Origin of the sequence: Paraburkholderia sp. SOS3, assembly GCF_001922345.1 — a bacterium.
Taxonomy (GTDB): domain Bacteria; phylum Pseudomonadota; class Gammaproteobacteria; order Burkholderiales; family Burkholderiaceae; genus Paraburkholderia.
Genome location: NZ_CP018811.1, coordinates 534,621 through 547,855, shown reverse-complemented (window position 1 = coordinate 547,855; position 13,235 = coordinate 534,621). Strand labels below are relative to the sequence as shown.

The 13,235-nt window shown below is 63.4% G+C and carries 15 protein-coding genes and 1 pseudogene; 3 read left to right on the top strand and 13 right to left on the bottom strand.

Annotated elements, in window-relative coordinates; all coding sequences use genetic code 11:
- Positions 1-4: 4 nt before the first annotated feature.
- The gene (locus BTO02_RS02500) at positions 5-559 is read right to left on the bottom strand and encodes an SCO family protein (RefSeq protein ID WP_156883871.1); all 555 of its coding nucleotides are present in this window, start codon (positions 557-559) and stop codon (positions 5-7) included.
- Between the two features lie 241 nt (positions 560-800).
- A complete protein-coding gene (locus BTO02_RS02495) occupies positions 801-1,580 on the bottom strand; it encodes an SURF1 family protein (protein WP_075155678.1) in 780 nt (259 codons plus the stop codon).
- A gap of 90 nt (positions 1,581-1,670) precedes the next feature.
- On the opposite strand from BTO02_RS02495, the gene BTO02_RS02490 reads away from it, so the two are divergent.
- On the top strand, positions 1,671-1,880 hold the full coding sequence (locus BTO02_RS02490; protein ID WP_075155677.1) for a twin transmembrane helix small protein: 210 nt from the start codon (positions 1,671-1,673) through the stop codon (positions 1,878-1,880).
- Positions 1,881-2,070: 190 nt separating this feature from the next.
- Here the strand turns inward: BTO02_RS02490 and BTO02_RS02485 are convergent, their stop codons facing one another.
- The 8 genes and pseudogenes from BTO02_RS02485 to BTO02_RS02455 all read right to left on the bottom strand — a co-directional run bounded on the left by BTO02_RS02485 (position 2,071) and on the right by BTO02_RS02455 (position 9,348).
- Positions 2,071-2,928, bottom strand: a complete 858-nt coding sequence (locus tag BTO02_RS02485; protein WP_075155676.1) for a cytochrome c oxidase subunit 3 — start codon at positions 2,926-2,928, stop codon at positions 2,071-2,073.
- 154 nt (positions 2,929-3,082) lie between these two features.
- Positions 3,083-3,292, bottom strand: a complete 210-nt coding sequence (locus BTO02_RS02480; protein ID WP_075158539.1) for a DUF2970 domain-containing protein — start codon at positions 3,290-3,292, stop codon at positions 3,083-3,085.
- A 100-nt stretch (positions 3,293-3,392) separates the two neighbouring features.
- Positions 3,393-3,989, bottom strand: a complete 597-nt coding sequence (locus BTO02_RS02475) for a cytochrome c oxidase assembly protein (protein WP_075155675.1) — start codon at positions 3,987-3,989, stop codon at positions 3,393-3,395.
- A 42-nt stretch (positions 3,990-4,031) separates the two neighbouring features.
- A complete protein-coding gene (locus BTO02_RS34075; protein ID WP_232243500.1) occupies positions 4,032-4,166 on the bottom strand; it encodes a cytochrome oxidase small assembly protein in 135 nt (44 codons plus the stop codon).
- A 116-nt stretch (positions 4,167-4,282) separates the two neighbouring features.
- Positions 4,283-5,896, bottom strand: coding sequence for a cytochrome c oxidase subunit I (ctaD, locus tag BTO02_RS02470; RefSeq protein WP_075155674.1), 1,614 nt, complete (start codon positions 5,894-5,896; stop codon positions 4,283-4,285).
- A gap of 140 nt (positions 5,897-6,036) precedes the next feature.
- A pseudogene (gene coxB, locus BTO02_RS02465) lies at positions 6,037-7,380 on the bottom strand (cytochrome c oxidase subunit II); the annotation flags it as partial.
- Positions 7,381-7,525: 145 nt separating this feature from the next.
- Positions 7,526-7,999, bottom strand: a complete 474-nt coding sequence (locus tag BTO02_RS02460) for a DUF2244 domain-containing protein (protein ID WP_075155673.1) — start codon at positions 7,997-7,999, stop codon at positions 7,526-7,528.
- 380 nt (positions 8,000-8,379) lie between these two features.
- A complete protein-coding gene (locus BTO02_RS02455; RefSeq protein WP_075155672.1) occupies positions 8,380-9,348 on the bottom strand; it encodes a methyltransferase domain-containing protein in 969 nt (322 codons plus the stop codon).
- A 331-nt stretch (positions 9,349-9,679) separates the two neighbouring features.
- Between BTO02_RS02455 and BTO02_RS02450 the strand changes: the two genes are divergently transcribed.
- Together BTO02_RS02450 and trmL are read left to right on the top strand one after the other, a co-directional pair.
- On the top strand, positions 9,680-10,384 hold the full coding sequence (locus tag BTO02_RS02450) for a ComF family protein (protein WP_083615198.1): 705 nt from the start codon (positions 9,680-9,682) through the stop codon (positions 10,382-10,384).
- A gap of 19 nt (positions 10,385-10,403) precedes the next feature.
- Positions 10,404-10,874, top strand: a complete 471-nt coding sequence (trmL, locus tag BTO02_RS02445) for a tRNA (uridine(34)/cytosine(34)/5-carboxymethylaminomethyluridine(34)-2'-O)-methyltransferase TrmL (protein WP_075155671.1) — start codon at positions 10,404-10,406, stop codon at positions 10,872-10,874.
- Here trmL and BTO02_RS02440 read toward each other — a convergent pair.
- The 3 genes from BTO02_RS02440 to secB form a co-directional block, all read right to left on the bottom strand.
- Positions 10,847-11,413: an O-acetyl-ADP-ribose deacetylase gene (locus BTO02_RS02440; RefSeq protein ID WP_075155670.1), complete on the bottom strand. Its 567-nt coding sequence runs from the start codon at positions 11,411-11,413 to the stop codon at positions 10,847-10,849. The genes trmL and BTO02_RS02440 overlap by 28 nt on opposite strands.
- 76 nt (positions 11,414-11,489) lie before the next feature.
- The gene (locus BTO02_RS02435; protein ID WP_075158537.1) at positions 11,490-12,488 is read right to left on the bottom strand and encodes an NAD(P)H-dependent glycerol-3-phosphate dehydrogenase; all 999 of its coding nucleotides are present in this window, start codon (positions 12,486-12,488) and stop codon (positions 11,490-11,492) included.
- 22 nt (positions 12,489-12,510) lie between these two features.
- Complete coding sequence (secB, locus tag BTO02_RS02430; protein WP_075155669.1) at positions 12,511-12,981, bottom strand: protein-export chaperone SecB; 471 nt, start codon at positions 12,979-12,981, stop codon at positions 12,511-12,513.
- Positions 12,982-13,235 lie beyond the last annotated feature (254 nt).

Sequence of the window (13,235 nt, the reverse complement as noted above, 5' to 3'; positions counted from 1 at the left end):
GTCGTCAGCCGATGCTCGAATTGCGCAGCAGCTTCGACACATCGCCCTTGATCTTGCTCGGGTTCGGATCCTTCGGGAAACGCATCATCAGGTTGCCGTTCGGATCGACCATGTAAATGTGATCGGTCAGTTGCGTGCCGTCGTCGACGGGCAGCCATGCGGCCACATCGGGGGCGGAGGCGACGAACTTTTCCGTATCGGGATACGCATTCTCGATCACATCCGGCACCTTCGACGCATCGGTGCGCAGCCAGATATTGACGATGCGCTCGCGTTCGCCGGCCTGCGTCGCGCGGATCTGCCGCATGAAGTACAGCTTGGTCGCGCAAGCCTTGTCGCACGCGCTGCCGTCGACCGAGATCATGAGCCAGCGGCCGCGCATCGACGCGAGCTTGATCGGCTTGCCGTCTTCGCCCGTGACGACGAGCGTATCGGGAATCGGCCGCTGCGGCTCGATCAGCTTGCCATAGCTCGTCGTGCCGCCGGTCGGCTTGATCACGTAATACGTGAAATACGATCCGATCACGGGCGCCGCGCAGATCAGCGCGATCAGCAGCATGGTCCAGCGGCCGCGCTTCCACGAGCCGCCGCCCGGCGCGCGCTGGTCCGATGCGGGCGTCGTGCCGCGCTGTTGGCCGGACTGCGTATTGCCTGGCTGTGCGTGGTCGGAGGATGCCTGTGAAGGCGACTTTTGCATCGACACTGCTTTGACCTCGTTTAATGATTGCATGGGCGGATCGGCGTCGACGGGTGCGTTGCATGCGACAACAAGCCGCATCAGCGCCCCGGCGTCCACGCGCTTAAACGCCGCGCGTGCTTTCGCTTTCCTGCTCGTGCGGGTGCTCCGGATTCTGCGTCGGTTGTGCGTCCAGAACCCGCTGATCTTTCTTCGCTGCACGACGCGCCGCATACAAACCGAAACCGAGCGCGGCGACGGCCATGCCCCACCACTGGAACATGTAGCCGTAGTTACGCTCGACGCCCGTCGTCGGCGCGGGCCAGTCGCGCACGAGCTTGTCGCCGTCGTCGCTCAACTGCTGGATCACGAACGGCTGCAGCGGCAAGCCGGTTTCAGCCGCGTAAGCATGCACGTCGAGATTCTGCCGAATCTTCTGATGCGGCGCGGAACCGCCTTCGCCGAGCTCGAACGCCTTGCTCGCATCGGCGCGCGCAATGCCTTCGATTTCGACCTCGCCTTTCGGCGTGTCGTAATGTTCGATCGCCGTGCGCACGTCGGCATTGCGCGGCAGCCAGCCGCGATTGACCAGCACGTAACCGCCGTCGCGCAGTTTAAGCGGCATCACGACGTAAAAGCCCGCCTGGTCGTTATATGGCCGATTGTCGAGGTACACCACTTGCTCGGGCATAAATTGACCGACTGCCCGCACGCGGTGAAATTCGATGTCCTTCAGCGCAACCAGCGTGGCGCCGACCGGCACGGCCGGCGCGTTTTCGAACTGGGTAATGCGCGCCTCGAGCGCTTCCTTCTGATGCGCGCGGTCGCGCTGCCAGAAGCCGAGCCGCACCGTTACCGCGACGACAATCAGAATGAGCAGCGCCGGGAGCCAGCGAATCTTCATCGTAGCGGCCCCACGAACCGACGAACCCTTGCGGCCGGTGCGATAATAGTGTCGTTACGTTCGCTTTCCTGAAGAGTTTCCGTGGCTTTCATGCACATACTGGTTCCCATCGCTTTTGCGCTCATCATCGCGAGCATGATCTCGGCGCTGTACTTCATGATGCACGATCGCGGCCGCACAAAGCGCATGGTCTGGTCGCTCGCGACGCGCGTCGGGCTGTCTATCTCGCTGTTCCTGTTCATCCTGTTCGCACACTGGATGGGCTGGATCCAGTCGACCGGCATTCCGTACGGCCGATAAACCGCTCAAGACCGCTCAAGAGACCGCTACAGAAGCGCGCCGATTATAGCGGCGCGGCCCGATAGCAAAACGCCGCCCCGACACAGTCGAGGGCGGCGCCTTGTTGATCTTCGCTACTGCCGTCTTACCTGTCCTGCCATTGCGGTGATGCGCGACATATGCGCACACCCGAGCCGCATTACAGCCTGCATTACAACCAGTAGACAACGACGTACAGCCCCAGCCATACGACGTCGACAAAGTGCCAATACCACGCGGCGCCTTCGAACGCGAAGTGATGGTCCGCCGTGAAGTGGCCGCGGATCAGGCGAACCAGCACCACGGTCAGCATGGTGCCGCCGAGGAACACGTGGAAACCGTGGAAGCCCGTCAGCAGAAAGAACGTCGAACCGTACACGCCCGATGCGAGCGTGAGATTGAGCTCGTTGTACGCGTGGAAGTATTCGAAAGCCTGAAAGAACAGGAACGTGAGGCCGAGCAGGATCGTTGCCGCGAGCCACACGATCGCCTTCTTACGATGATTGTCGCGCAGCGCATGGTGCGAGACCGTCAGCGTCGCGCCCGACGACAGCAACAGCGCGGTGTTGATGGTCGGCACCGGCCACGGCGTCATCGACTTGAAGTGCGAGACGAGTTCCGCCGGTCCGTTATTCGGCCACACGGCCGAGAAATCCGGCCAGATCAATTTGTAGTCGAGGCTGCCCAACTGGTGCATCGCGATTTCGCGCGCGTAGAACAGCGCACCGAAAAACGCGCCGAAGAACATCACTTCGGAGAAGATGAACCAGCTCATGCTCCAGCGGTACGACACGTCGACGCGCTTGCCGTACATGCCGCCTTCCGATTCGGAGATCGCGTCGCCGAACCAGTGCCACAGCGTGAAGAGCAACCAGAGCAGACCGACCAGCGAGGTATACGGCGCCCACGGCTCGCCGTTCACCCATGAGGCAAACGACGAAAGCATGATCAAAAGCCCCACCGCCGCGCTGATCGGGTGCCGCGACGGGTGCGGTATGAAATAGTACGGGCTCTCGTTTTGGCCGCTCATTCTTGATTCTCCACTTCAGTCCAGTTGTTCCGGGCTTGCCCGGCTGTATCTCGACGGCGCGTCGATACCGCACCGCTTCGCTCTAATCGTCCTGCCTGTTCAAACCCACCCGCCAAACCCACCCGCGCAATTCACCAGCGTCAAGCTATCGCCGTCAACCTACCACCGCGTGCACGACGAGAATCAGGATGCCGATAAACACCGCGGCACAGATCAGCGCTGCGGCAATCACATGCAGCGGATTCAGCTGCGTTGCGTCCGCTTCGAGGTCGCGCCGCTTGCGCACGCCGAAAAACGACCACATCACGGCCTTCATCGACTGGCCGAAGCTGCTCTTGCTGCGTCCACGGCCGTTATCGCTCATCGTCGCCGCCTCTCCCGTCGCGCTGTTCCCGTTCTTGCTGTCGCTGCCCGTGCAGCCGCCTTTTTGGGCTATGGTTTTCAACCGCTTTTCCCGATGTCCGTCAGGCCGGGTCAGGGCCCTGCCCATCCGTGTTGTCTTTTGCCGGCACGGCCGGCGCATTCAACTCGAAGAACGTGTACGACAGCGTGATCGTCTTTACGTCCTTCGGCAACTTCGGGTCCACCACAAACACGACCGGCAGCAGCTTCGTCTCGTGCGCAGCGAGCTTCTGCTGCGTAAAACAGAAGCATTCGATCTTCCTGAAGTACTCGGTGGCCTCGCGCGGCGCGTAGCTCGGAATCGCCAGCGCGTCGATCGCGCGCGCCTGCGCATTGGTCACCTGATACATCACCGTCGTCACTTCGCCCGGATGCACGTCGACAGCGCTCTGCTCCGGCCTGAAACCCAGCGGACCGCGCGCATTGGCATCGAACTCGATCGAGATCGTGCGCGTCATGTCGACCTGCGTGTTCTTCGCCTCGCGCTTGCTCGTATCGCGCTGCACGAGATTGTTGATGCCCGTCACCTCGCAGATCGCACGGTACATCGGCACCAGCGCAAAACCGAAACCGAACATCAGAAACGCCACCACCACGAGCTTGAACAGCATCGAGCGGTTGAACGAGCGAGTGGCCTCGTTCGGCGAATGCATCGACATCGAACTTCCTTAATGAAGCGTCAAGCCACTACGAAAAAGCGGCTACGAAAACCAGATCTGCTTGACAAAGGCCGCCACGAAAAATGCGACCGCAATGGCAGACAGGATCAGGCCAAGCCGCCGGGTGCCTGCGCGAATTTCCTCGGGAGTACGCCTCTTCGGTGGTTTTCGCGTCATGCTGATGTTTCGGGTTGCTTCTTCCATCGCTGCCTGCTCGATCCGGCGATCTCAGAGCCGGCGTACGCGCCGGGAGATCGCCTTCTCCCCGGTTTTGAGTTCGTTCGTCGGGCCGCTTATTCGACCGTCGGCGGATTTTCGAACGTGTGGAAAGGAGCCGGGCTCGGCACCGTCCACTCGAGGCCCGTCGCGCCTTCCCACGGCTTGTCGCTCGCCTTTTCGAGGTCGCCGCCGCCGCGATAGGCAGGCAGCGCGACCGCGAACAGGAAATACACCTGCGCGAGACCGAAGCCGAACGCGCCGATGGTAATCACCTGGTTCCAGTCGGTGAACTGCGCCGGATAGTCGGCATAGCGACGCGGCATACCGGCGAGACCGACGAAGTGCATCGGCAGGAACGCGAGGTTGAAGAAGAACAGCGACGACCAGAAGTGGATCTTGCCGCGCGTCTCGTTGTACATCCAGCCGGTCCATTTCGGCGACCAGTAATACCAGCCCGCGAAGAGCCCGAACAGCGACCCCGCCACCAGCACGTAGTGGAAGTGCGCGACGACGAAGTAGGTGCCGTGGTACTGGATGTCGAGCGGCGCCATCGCGAGCATCAGGCCCGTCAGACCGCCGAACGTGAACACGAACAGGAAGCCCACCGCGAACAGCATCGGCGTTTCGAACGTGAGCGAACCGCGCCACATCGTGGCGACCCAGTTGAACACCTTCACGCCCGTCGGCACGGCGATCAGCATCGTGGCGTACATGAAGAACAGCTGGCCCGTGACCGGCATGCCCGTGGCGAACATGTGGTGCGCCCAGACCATGAACGAGAGGATCGCGATCGACGCCGTTGCATAGACCATCGAGCTATAGCCGAACAGCGGCTTGCGCGCGAACGCCGGGATCACCTGCGACACGATCCCGAACGCCGGCAAGATCATGATGTACACCTCGGGGTGACCGAAGAACCAGAAGATGTGCTGGTACATGACCGGGTCGCCGCCGCCTGCCGCGTTGAAAAACGACGTACCGAAGTGGCGATCGAACAGGATCATCGTGATCGCGCCTGCAAGCACAGGCATCACGGCGATCAGCAGATACGCGGTGATGAGCCACGTCCACACGAACATCGGCATCTTCATCAGCGTCATGCCGGGCGCGCGCAGATTCAGGATCGTCACGACGATATTGATACCGCCCATGATCGACGAGGCACCCATGATGTGGACCGCGAAGATCGCGAAGTCCATGCCCGGGCCCATTTGCGTGGAGAGCGGCGCGTACAGCGTCCAGCCCGCGGCCGTCGCGCCACCGGGCACGAAGAACGAGCCGACCAGCAGACACGCTGCAACCGGCAGCAGCCAGAAGCTGAAGTTGTTCATCCGCGCGAAGGCCATGTCCGACGCGCCGATCTGCAGCGGAATCATCCAGTTCGCGAAGCCGACGAAAGCCGGCATGATCGCGCCGAACACCATGATCAGGCCGTGCATGGTGGTCAACTGGTTGAAGAACTCGGGACGCATGATCTGCAGGCCCGGCTCGAACAGCTCCGAGCGGATGCCAAGCGCCATCACCCCGCCGGACAGGAACATGATGAACGAGAACAGCAGATACAGCGTGCCGATATCCTTGTGGTTCGTCGCGAACAGCCAGCGGCGCCAGCCGGTCGGCGTGCCGTGCGCATGATCGCCGTGCACATGCTCGTGCCCTGCGACAACATCGTGTCCGATGCTAGACATGACAATCTCCTAAAACGAATACTTCTTGGCCGACAGCAACATGTCAGGCCGCAGGGCTGATTCAATACGCGGGGCGTCGTTGCGCTTGCTCCATGCGCTGCTCGCGCCGCCCATCATGTTTTTTCGCTTCATTGTGCACCCGATGCCGGCGCCGCTGCCGACGCGCCGGCAGTGTTCGACGCACCGGCCGGTTCGCTGCCTGCTGCTGCGGCATCGCTCGCACCTGCCGCGCCGCTCGCGGCCGACTCGCTCGCCCCCGCAGCGGCGCCCGCGCCGCCGGCCAGGTGATTGCCGCCTTCGGGAAGCTTGCCGTTGCGCGCATCGGCAACCTGCTTCGGCTGCAGGATGTCGCCCGTGTGGTTGCCCCACGAGTTGCGCTCGAAGGTGATGACCGATGCGATCTCGACGTCGTTCAGCGTCGGCGCCCACGACGGCATCGCGTTCTTGCCCTTCAGCACGATGCTCACGTGTTGCGCGATCGGACCGTTGACGATCTTGCTGCCGTCGAGCGCCGGGAACTGGCCCGCGCCCTTGCCCGTCGGCTGGTGGCACACCGCGCAATTCGCCGCGTAGACTTTCGCGCCGCGCTCGGTCAGTTCGGCGAGCGTGTACGTGCGGTTCGGATCGTCGGCGCCGGCCGCCATTTTCTTCTTCTCGGCGTCGACCCACTTTGCGTAGTCATCGTCGGACAGCACGGTGACGACGACCGGCATGAATGCGTGTTCCTTGCCGCACAGCTCGGTACAGAAACCGCGGAACGTGCCGACCTTGTCGGCCTTGAACCACGTATCGCGCACGAAACCGGGAATCGCGTCCTGCTTCACGCCGAAGGCAGGCACATACCACGAGTGCACGACGTCGTTGGCGGTGGTGATGATGCGGATTTTCTTGTTGACAGGAACGACGAGCGGATTGTCGACTTCCTGCAGGTAGGTGTCGCTGATCGGCTCGCGGCCGTCAACCTCGGCACGCGGGGTGGAGAGCGTGGACAGGAAGCTGATGCCTTCGCCCGGGCCCTTCACGTAGTCGTAACCCCACTTCCACTGATAGCCCGTGACCTTGACCGTCAGGTCGGCGTTGCTCGTGTCCTTCATCGCAACCACGGTCTTCGTGGCGGGCAGCGCCATCAGCACGACGATGATGAACGGAACGACCGTCCAGATGATTTCCACGGTCGTGCTTTCGTGGAAATTGGCAGCCTTGTAGCCCTTCGACTTACGGTGCATGAACACCGAGTAGAACATCACGCCGAACACGCCGACGAAGATCACCGTACACAGGACCAGCATGGACATGTGGAGGCTGTAGAGCTCTGCAGCGATCTTCGTCACCGGCGGCTGGAAATTGATCTCGTTGACGCGGGGACCGCCGGGACTGTCGCCGACTGCAAGGGCGGCACCGGCGAACAGCAGCCCGCTACCCGCCAGCACGCCCATCAGGGCTCGCTTGATTGTTTTCATAGCTTCCTTACCCAAAATTTCCATTCAAACCCTCGACCCCGCAGGAAGGTGTTCCGCGCTCCCCTCAATGGCGCGGTCAGTGTTCGCCCGTTGCGTCCGATGCTTACCGGCGCGCACGCTGATGCTGCGGCGCGCATGCCTCGCTGATCGTTCGCCGACACCCGTCACGTCAACACTGTCTGAGCCACCTGCGCAATTCGTTCGCAAATTCGGCGCGCCGATACTGCGCAAGATGCTGCCCAATCATGATCGTCTCGCCACGCGAGACCAGCTTGATCCGGTCGCGCGGCGTTGCTCCCGTTTCGACCCGCACCCAGCGCGGATTGAACTCGAACTGCGTGACATCTTCGGCGCTGACCTGTTCGATGACAAGCCGGTTCGGGTAGAGCCTGATGCGTTCGTAATCGACCGCATGCCGCGCATACACCGCAAAAGCAACGCCGACCGCCAACAACTCGATGCCCGTAAACGGCAACACCAGCCATGCGCCACACAACACCAGCAGGAAAGCGATGAACAGCGAGAACGACGCGAGCGACATATAAAACCACACGAACTGCCGCGGCGAGACCGCGCAGTTGCGCTTCATCAGCCAGTCTTTTACGACCGGTTCAGAACCCGTCAGCAGATCGGTTGCTTCCATCGCTGCCTCCCGCGTACTGCCCGCCGCCGATTACCGCTCGACCCCGGCGCTGCTGCCGTGCTACTCGCTTGCCTCTGACCGCCAGCCGTATCAGGACAACTCCGACAACCCCGGCCACCCCGGGGCATACCCCGAGATGCACGCCGGTACCGATCCCAGCGCCCAATCCGTTGCGCCTGACGCCCAAATGTGGGAACCCCGGGCGACAAACTGACGCATTATAGGCGCGTTCTATGGCATCCACAAGCAAGCGTCTATCGGCCTGTAAGCCATGTGCGACAAGCCTCTGCGCCGTTTTGCCGCACCTCGTGCAAGGGTCTTTGCGAGGCTGATTCCCGACATAACGGATGCGCGCGTTGCCGCCTTTAGCATCATTTTCGTCAACGGTTCTTCGATGGACCGCGTCCGATGTCCTCGATCCGTACGATGCCGTGCCCTTCCGCGGTCATGCGTGGCACCGCCTTCCACGCATGGCCGTAAATCACTTCGAACGTAAGCGGGATCGTGCCGTCCGCGCGGCGGCGCGCTTCGAGCGCGGCCAGCAGCGCGTGGTGCAGGCGCCGCGCGGATATGCCCGAAGCCGCTGCCGTGCGTTCGAACGGATAAGCGCCCCAGCGGCGCACGTCCGCCAATAACGATTGCGGCGATTTATAGGTAATCGTCAACGTCTCCTGGTCCATCACCGGAATCTCGAAGCCGCTCTCGACCAGCATGTCGCCAAGATCGTGCATGTCGACGAAGTCGATCACGTGCGCGCGCGACGAACCGCCGTGCGCCGCTTCGACCTCGGCATACGCGCCGCGCAATTCCTTCAGGCTGTCCGGGCCGAGCGTGCTGAACATCAACAGCCCCCCCACTTTCAGCACACGCTGCCATTCGGGGAAGACGAGATCGGGTCGCGAATGCCAATGCAGCGCGAGGTTCGACCAGACCAGTTCGAACGCACCTGCGCTAAACGGCAGCGCGGCGAAGTCCGCCTGCGCGAAGCGAGGACCGCGCGCGCCGAGCGCCTTGCCGAGCGCGGCAGGCAGGAAGCGCCGCCAGCTCGTGTCGCCGACATCGTGATGCACCGCGCGCGAGAGCATCTGCCACGACAGATCCGCGCCGAAAACCGGCGCCTCGGGAAAGCGCTGACGCAGCACCGGCAGATCGTCGCCCGCGCCGCAGCCCGCATCGAGTACGTGCGCTGGCGTCACCTTGATGTAATCGAGCCGCTCGCGCATGCGCTGCGCGATTTCGCGCGGCAGGAACGCGACCTCGCCGAAGGTCGCGGCACGGCGATCGAAAATGCGCCTCAGGCGTCGCGAATCATAGGCCGGACGGCCAGTGTGGCTCGAAGAGGGGGGCATGAGTGTCGTACTGACGAAGAGTGCGAAGTATACTCGCTCGCTTCCATCCGTTCAGCGCCAGCGCCTCGCGGGCGCTTATCAGGCGCTTATCAGGCGCTTACCAGCACTTACCAGGCACTTTGGCATCCGTCGAAGCGCGTCGCCTTCGTATGCAGTCGAACCCATGCAGTCGAGCACTTTTCTCCAGCAGTCGTCAGCCATGATTCGTCGGTCTTTGCATTGCGCAAAGTCGATCGACGGTGCGCGGCCGTTTTTGTCGCGGCTCGCTGGCTTCGCGCGATCGGCCGCGCGACGGTTGAAACGGTGCGGGTCGAAGGTCGCGCCTCGCATCCTGCAGTTCGCGCTACCCAATCTGTGCGCGTTGTGCGGCAATATGTCGCATAAAACGTTGTGTGCGGGCTGCGACGCAGCGTACTGGAACGAAACGCGTCTGCGCTGCACGGTTTGTGCGTTTCCGCTAGCCACAGGCTCATCGCGCCGCACCGGCGTCGCGCGCTATCTATGCGCGACCTGTCGGGCCGAGCCGCCGCCATTCGATGCGACGTTCGCGCTCGCCGATTACCGTGCGCCACTCGATGCGCTTGCGCTCGGTCTCAAGTTTCGCGCGCGTCTGATGCTTGCACGCGAATTCGCGTCGCGCCTCGCGACGCTCGCCGGCGATGCACTCGATGGCATGCAGCGGCCCGACGTCGTCGCGCCGGTTCCGCTCGCGCACAGGCGGCTCGTCGAACGCGGCTACAACCAGGCGTGGGAGATCGCGCGGCCGTTCGCCAACGCTTTGCGCGTACCGGCGGACGCGACGCTGATTCGCCGCATCGTCGAGACCGCGCCGCAATCGCGGCTCGATCTGAACGCGCGCCGGCAAAACGTCGGGCGAGCGTTTGCGCTGACCAGACCCGTGACAGGCCTGCACGTTGCGCTCGTCGACGATGTGATGACGACCGGCGCCACGCTCGAAGCGCTCGCTCATATGCTGAAAGCGGCCGGCGCACGCCGCGTGACGAATTTCGTCGTCCTCCGTACGCCGAAACACTAGCCCTCAACATTCGCTGACCATGTTCAACGTCGTACTCGTCGAACCGGAAATCCCGCCGAACACCGGCAATGTCATCCGCCTGTGTGCCAACACCGGCGCACGGCTGCATCTGATCGAGCCGCTCGGCTTCCCGCTCGACGACGCGAAAATGCGTCGCGCGGGCCTCGACTATCACGAATACGCGCAGATGCATGTGCATCGCGACTGGGATGCGCTGATTGCCGCCGAAGCCCCGAACCCAGCGCGAATGTTCGCGTTCACGACGCGCGGCTCGAGTCCGTTCCACTCGCACGCGTTCGTCCCGGGCGACTGGTTCGTCTTCGGAGCGGAGACGCGCGGGCTGTCCGATGCGGTATTGAGCCGCTTCGACGCGGCGCAGCGCGTGCGCTTGCCGATGCGGCCCGGCAACCGCAGTCTCAATCTGTCCAATACAGTGGCAGTGGTCGTGTTCGAGGCGTGGCGTCAGGCCGGTTTCGAAGGCGGCGCCTGATCGCGCCGCGTCGCGTACCCGGCCTCGAGCCTCGCTTCATAACGGCGAAACATCGCGTCGTCGAAGCATGCGAAGACCACGCGCTCGATGCTGCGCGCGTGCGGCAGCGTATCGATAACAGTCGACACGGCGATATGCACGGCGGCGTCCGGTGGATAGCGGTAAACGCCGCAACTGATTGCCGGAAAAGCGATGCCTTTGAGGCGCGCGTGTTGCGCGAGTTCGAGCGAGCGCCGGTAGCAGGACACGAGAAGTTCGGCCTCGCCCCGGCCGCCGCCATGCCACACGGGCCCGACCGCGTGAATGACATGTTTGGCCGGCAGCTTGTAGCCGCGTGTGATTTTTGCGTCGCCGGTCGCGCAGCCGTTCAGGGTTTCGCATTCGCGTAACAGCTCGCGGCCCGCCGCGCGATGAATTGCGCCGTCGACGCCGCCCCCGCCCAGCAACGACGTATTCGCCGCGTTGACGATGGCATCGACGTCGAGCGTCGTGATGTCGACGACTCGCGCTTCGAGCGTGCAATGATCGATGGTGAGCATGGGTACCTCCGTCCCGAGGTTGCTCGCAGCGCAGCCGTACGCAGGGTACGCGGAGCACGCGGCGCGCCCGCCGCGGCTACTCCGCTTTCGCGTCGCGGCGCAACAATGCGCTGACCGCGTCGCGCGGCGCCACTGCATCGAACAGCACCGCACACACGGCTTGCGTGATCGGCATGTCGATCGCGTGCGCGCGTGCGATCGACAGCACCGCTTGCGCGCAGCGCACGCCTTCGGCCACATGACCGAGTGCGCCGAGAATATCGGCCAGCGAGCGGCCCGACGCGAGTTGCATGCCGACCGTGCGATTGCGCGACAAATCGCCGGTCGCCGTCAGGATCAGATCGCCGAGGCCCGTGAGGCCCGTGAACGTTTCCGCACGACCACCAAGGGTCACGCCAAGGCGCGTCATTTCAGCGAGCCCGCGCGTGATCAATGCGGCACGCGCGTTGAGCCCGAGGCCCAATCCGTCGGCAATGCCGGTTGCGATCGCGAGCACGTTCTTCACCGCGCCGCCCACTTCGACGCCGACTACGTCGTCGCCGGTATAGATGCGCATCGCGCCATGGTGAAACGCGGCAAGCGTGCGTTCGCGACACCTGGCCGACGCGCTCGCCACCGTCAATGCAACCGGCAGGTTCTGAGCGACTTCGCGCGCAAAACTCGGTCCCGACAGCACGCCGTTGCTCGGATGGCCGGCCAGTTCCTGCGCGACGACCTGATGCGGCATCAATTGCGTATCGGCTTCGAAGCCTTTGCACAGCCAGACGACGTTCGCAGGCACGCGCTGCGCGTCGTGCATCGCGCGAAGCAACGCCCGCAAGCCGGCGACGGGCGTCGCAACGACGCAGAGCGCGTCGTCGGCAAGCGCATGATCGAGCGCCGCGGACAGACCGGCTTCGTAACGAAGCGCCGCAGGCAAAGCAACGCCCGCCAGATAGCGGGCGTTCTGATGCGTCGACGCAAGTTCGGCGACAAGCGCGCCATCGCGCGCCCACAGCACCGTGTCGTGCCGCCTCGCCAGATGCCCGGCGAGCGCGGTGCCCCATGCGCCGGCGCCCAGTACAGCGACCTTCATGGCCGGCACCGTGCGGGGCGCGTCAGTGCGTTGCGCCGCTTTGCGCGCCGCCGTTTTGCGAGGCGATTTGCGCGAGACGCTGCTCATAGAGCGCCTGGAAGTTGATTTCGGCGAGGTGGATCGGCGGGAAACCGGCGCGCGTGATCGCGTCGGCGATGTTCGAACGCAGGTACGGGAACAGAATAGTCGGGCATGCGATGCCGACGAGCGGATCGATCTGCTCGGCCGGGATGTTCCGGATGTCGAATATGCCCGCTTGCTTCGCTTCGATCAGGAACGCGACTTTGTCGTTGACCTTCGCGGTGACGGTGCCGGTAACGAGAATTTCGAACACGGTATCGGCGAGGCGCTCGGCCTTCACGTCGACTTCGACTTCGACCGCCGGCATTTCCTGCTCGAGAAAGATCGCCGGCGAATTCGGCTGCTCGAGCGACATGTCCTTCAGATAAATGCGCTGGATGTTGAAGAACGGCTGGTTGTTCTCGTCGGACATGATTCGGTACTCCCTCGTGGTACGTTGCGGCGGGCTTTGGCGGCCCGCCGGATTATAGGTTCGCTAGTTTGTACACCGCCCGGGCGGAGCGTATGCGCCTTGCGTTCGGGCCACGTTCGCATGGCGTCGGAGTGACGCCGGCTCAGGCGCTCGAACGGGCATGGCAGCGGTTGGAGCCGGTGGCAGGCATCGGCGGCTGAACCCGTCCGATGAAGCCGGTCAGCGGTTGAGCCGAATGGTTGCGTCCGGCGGTC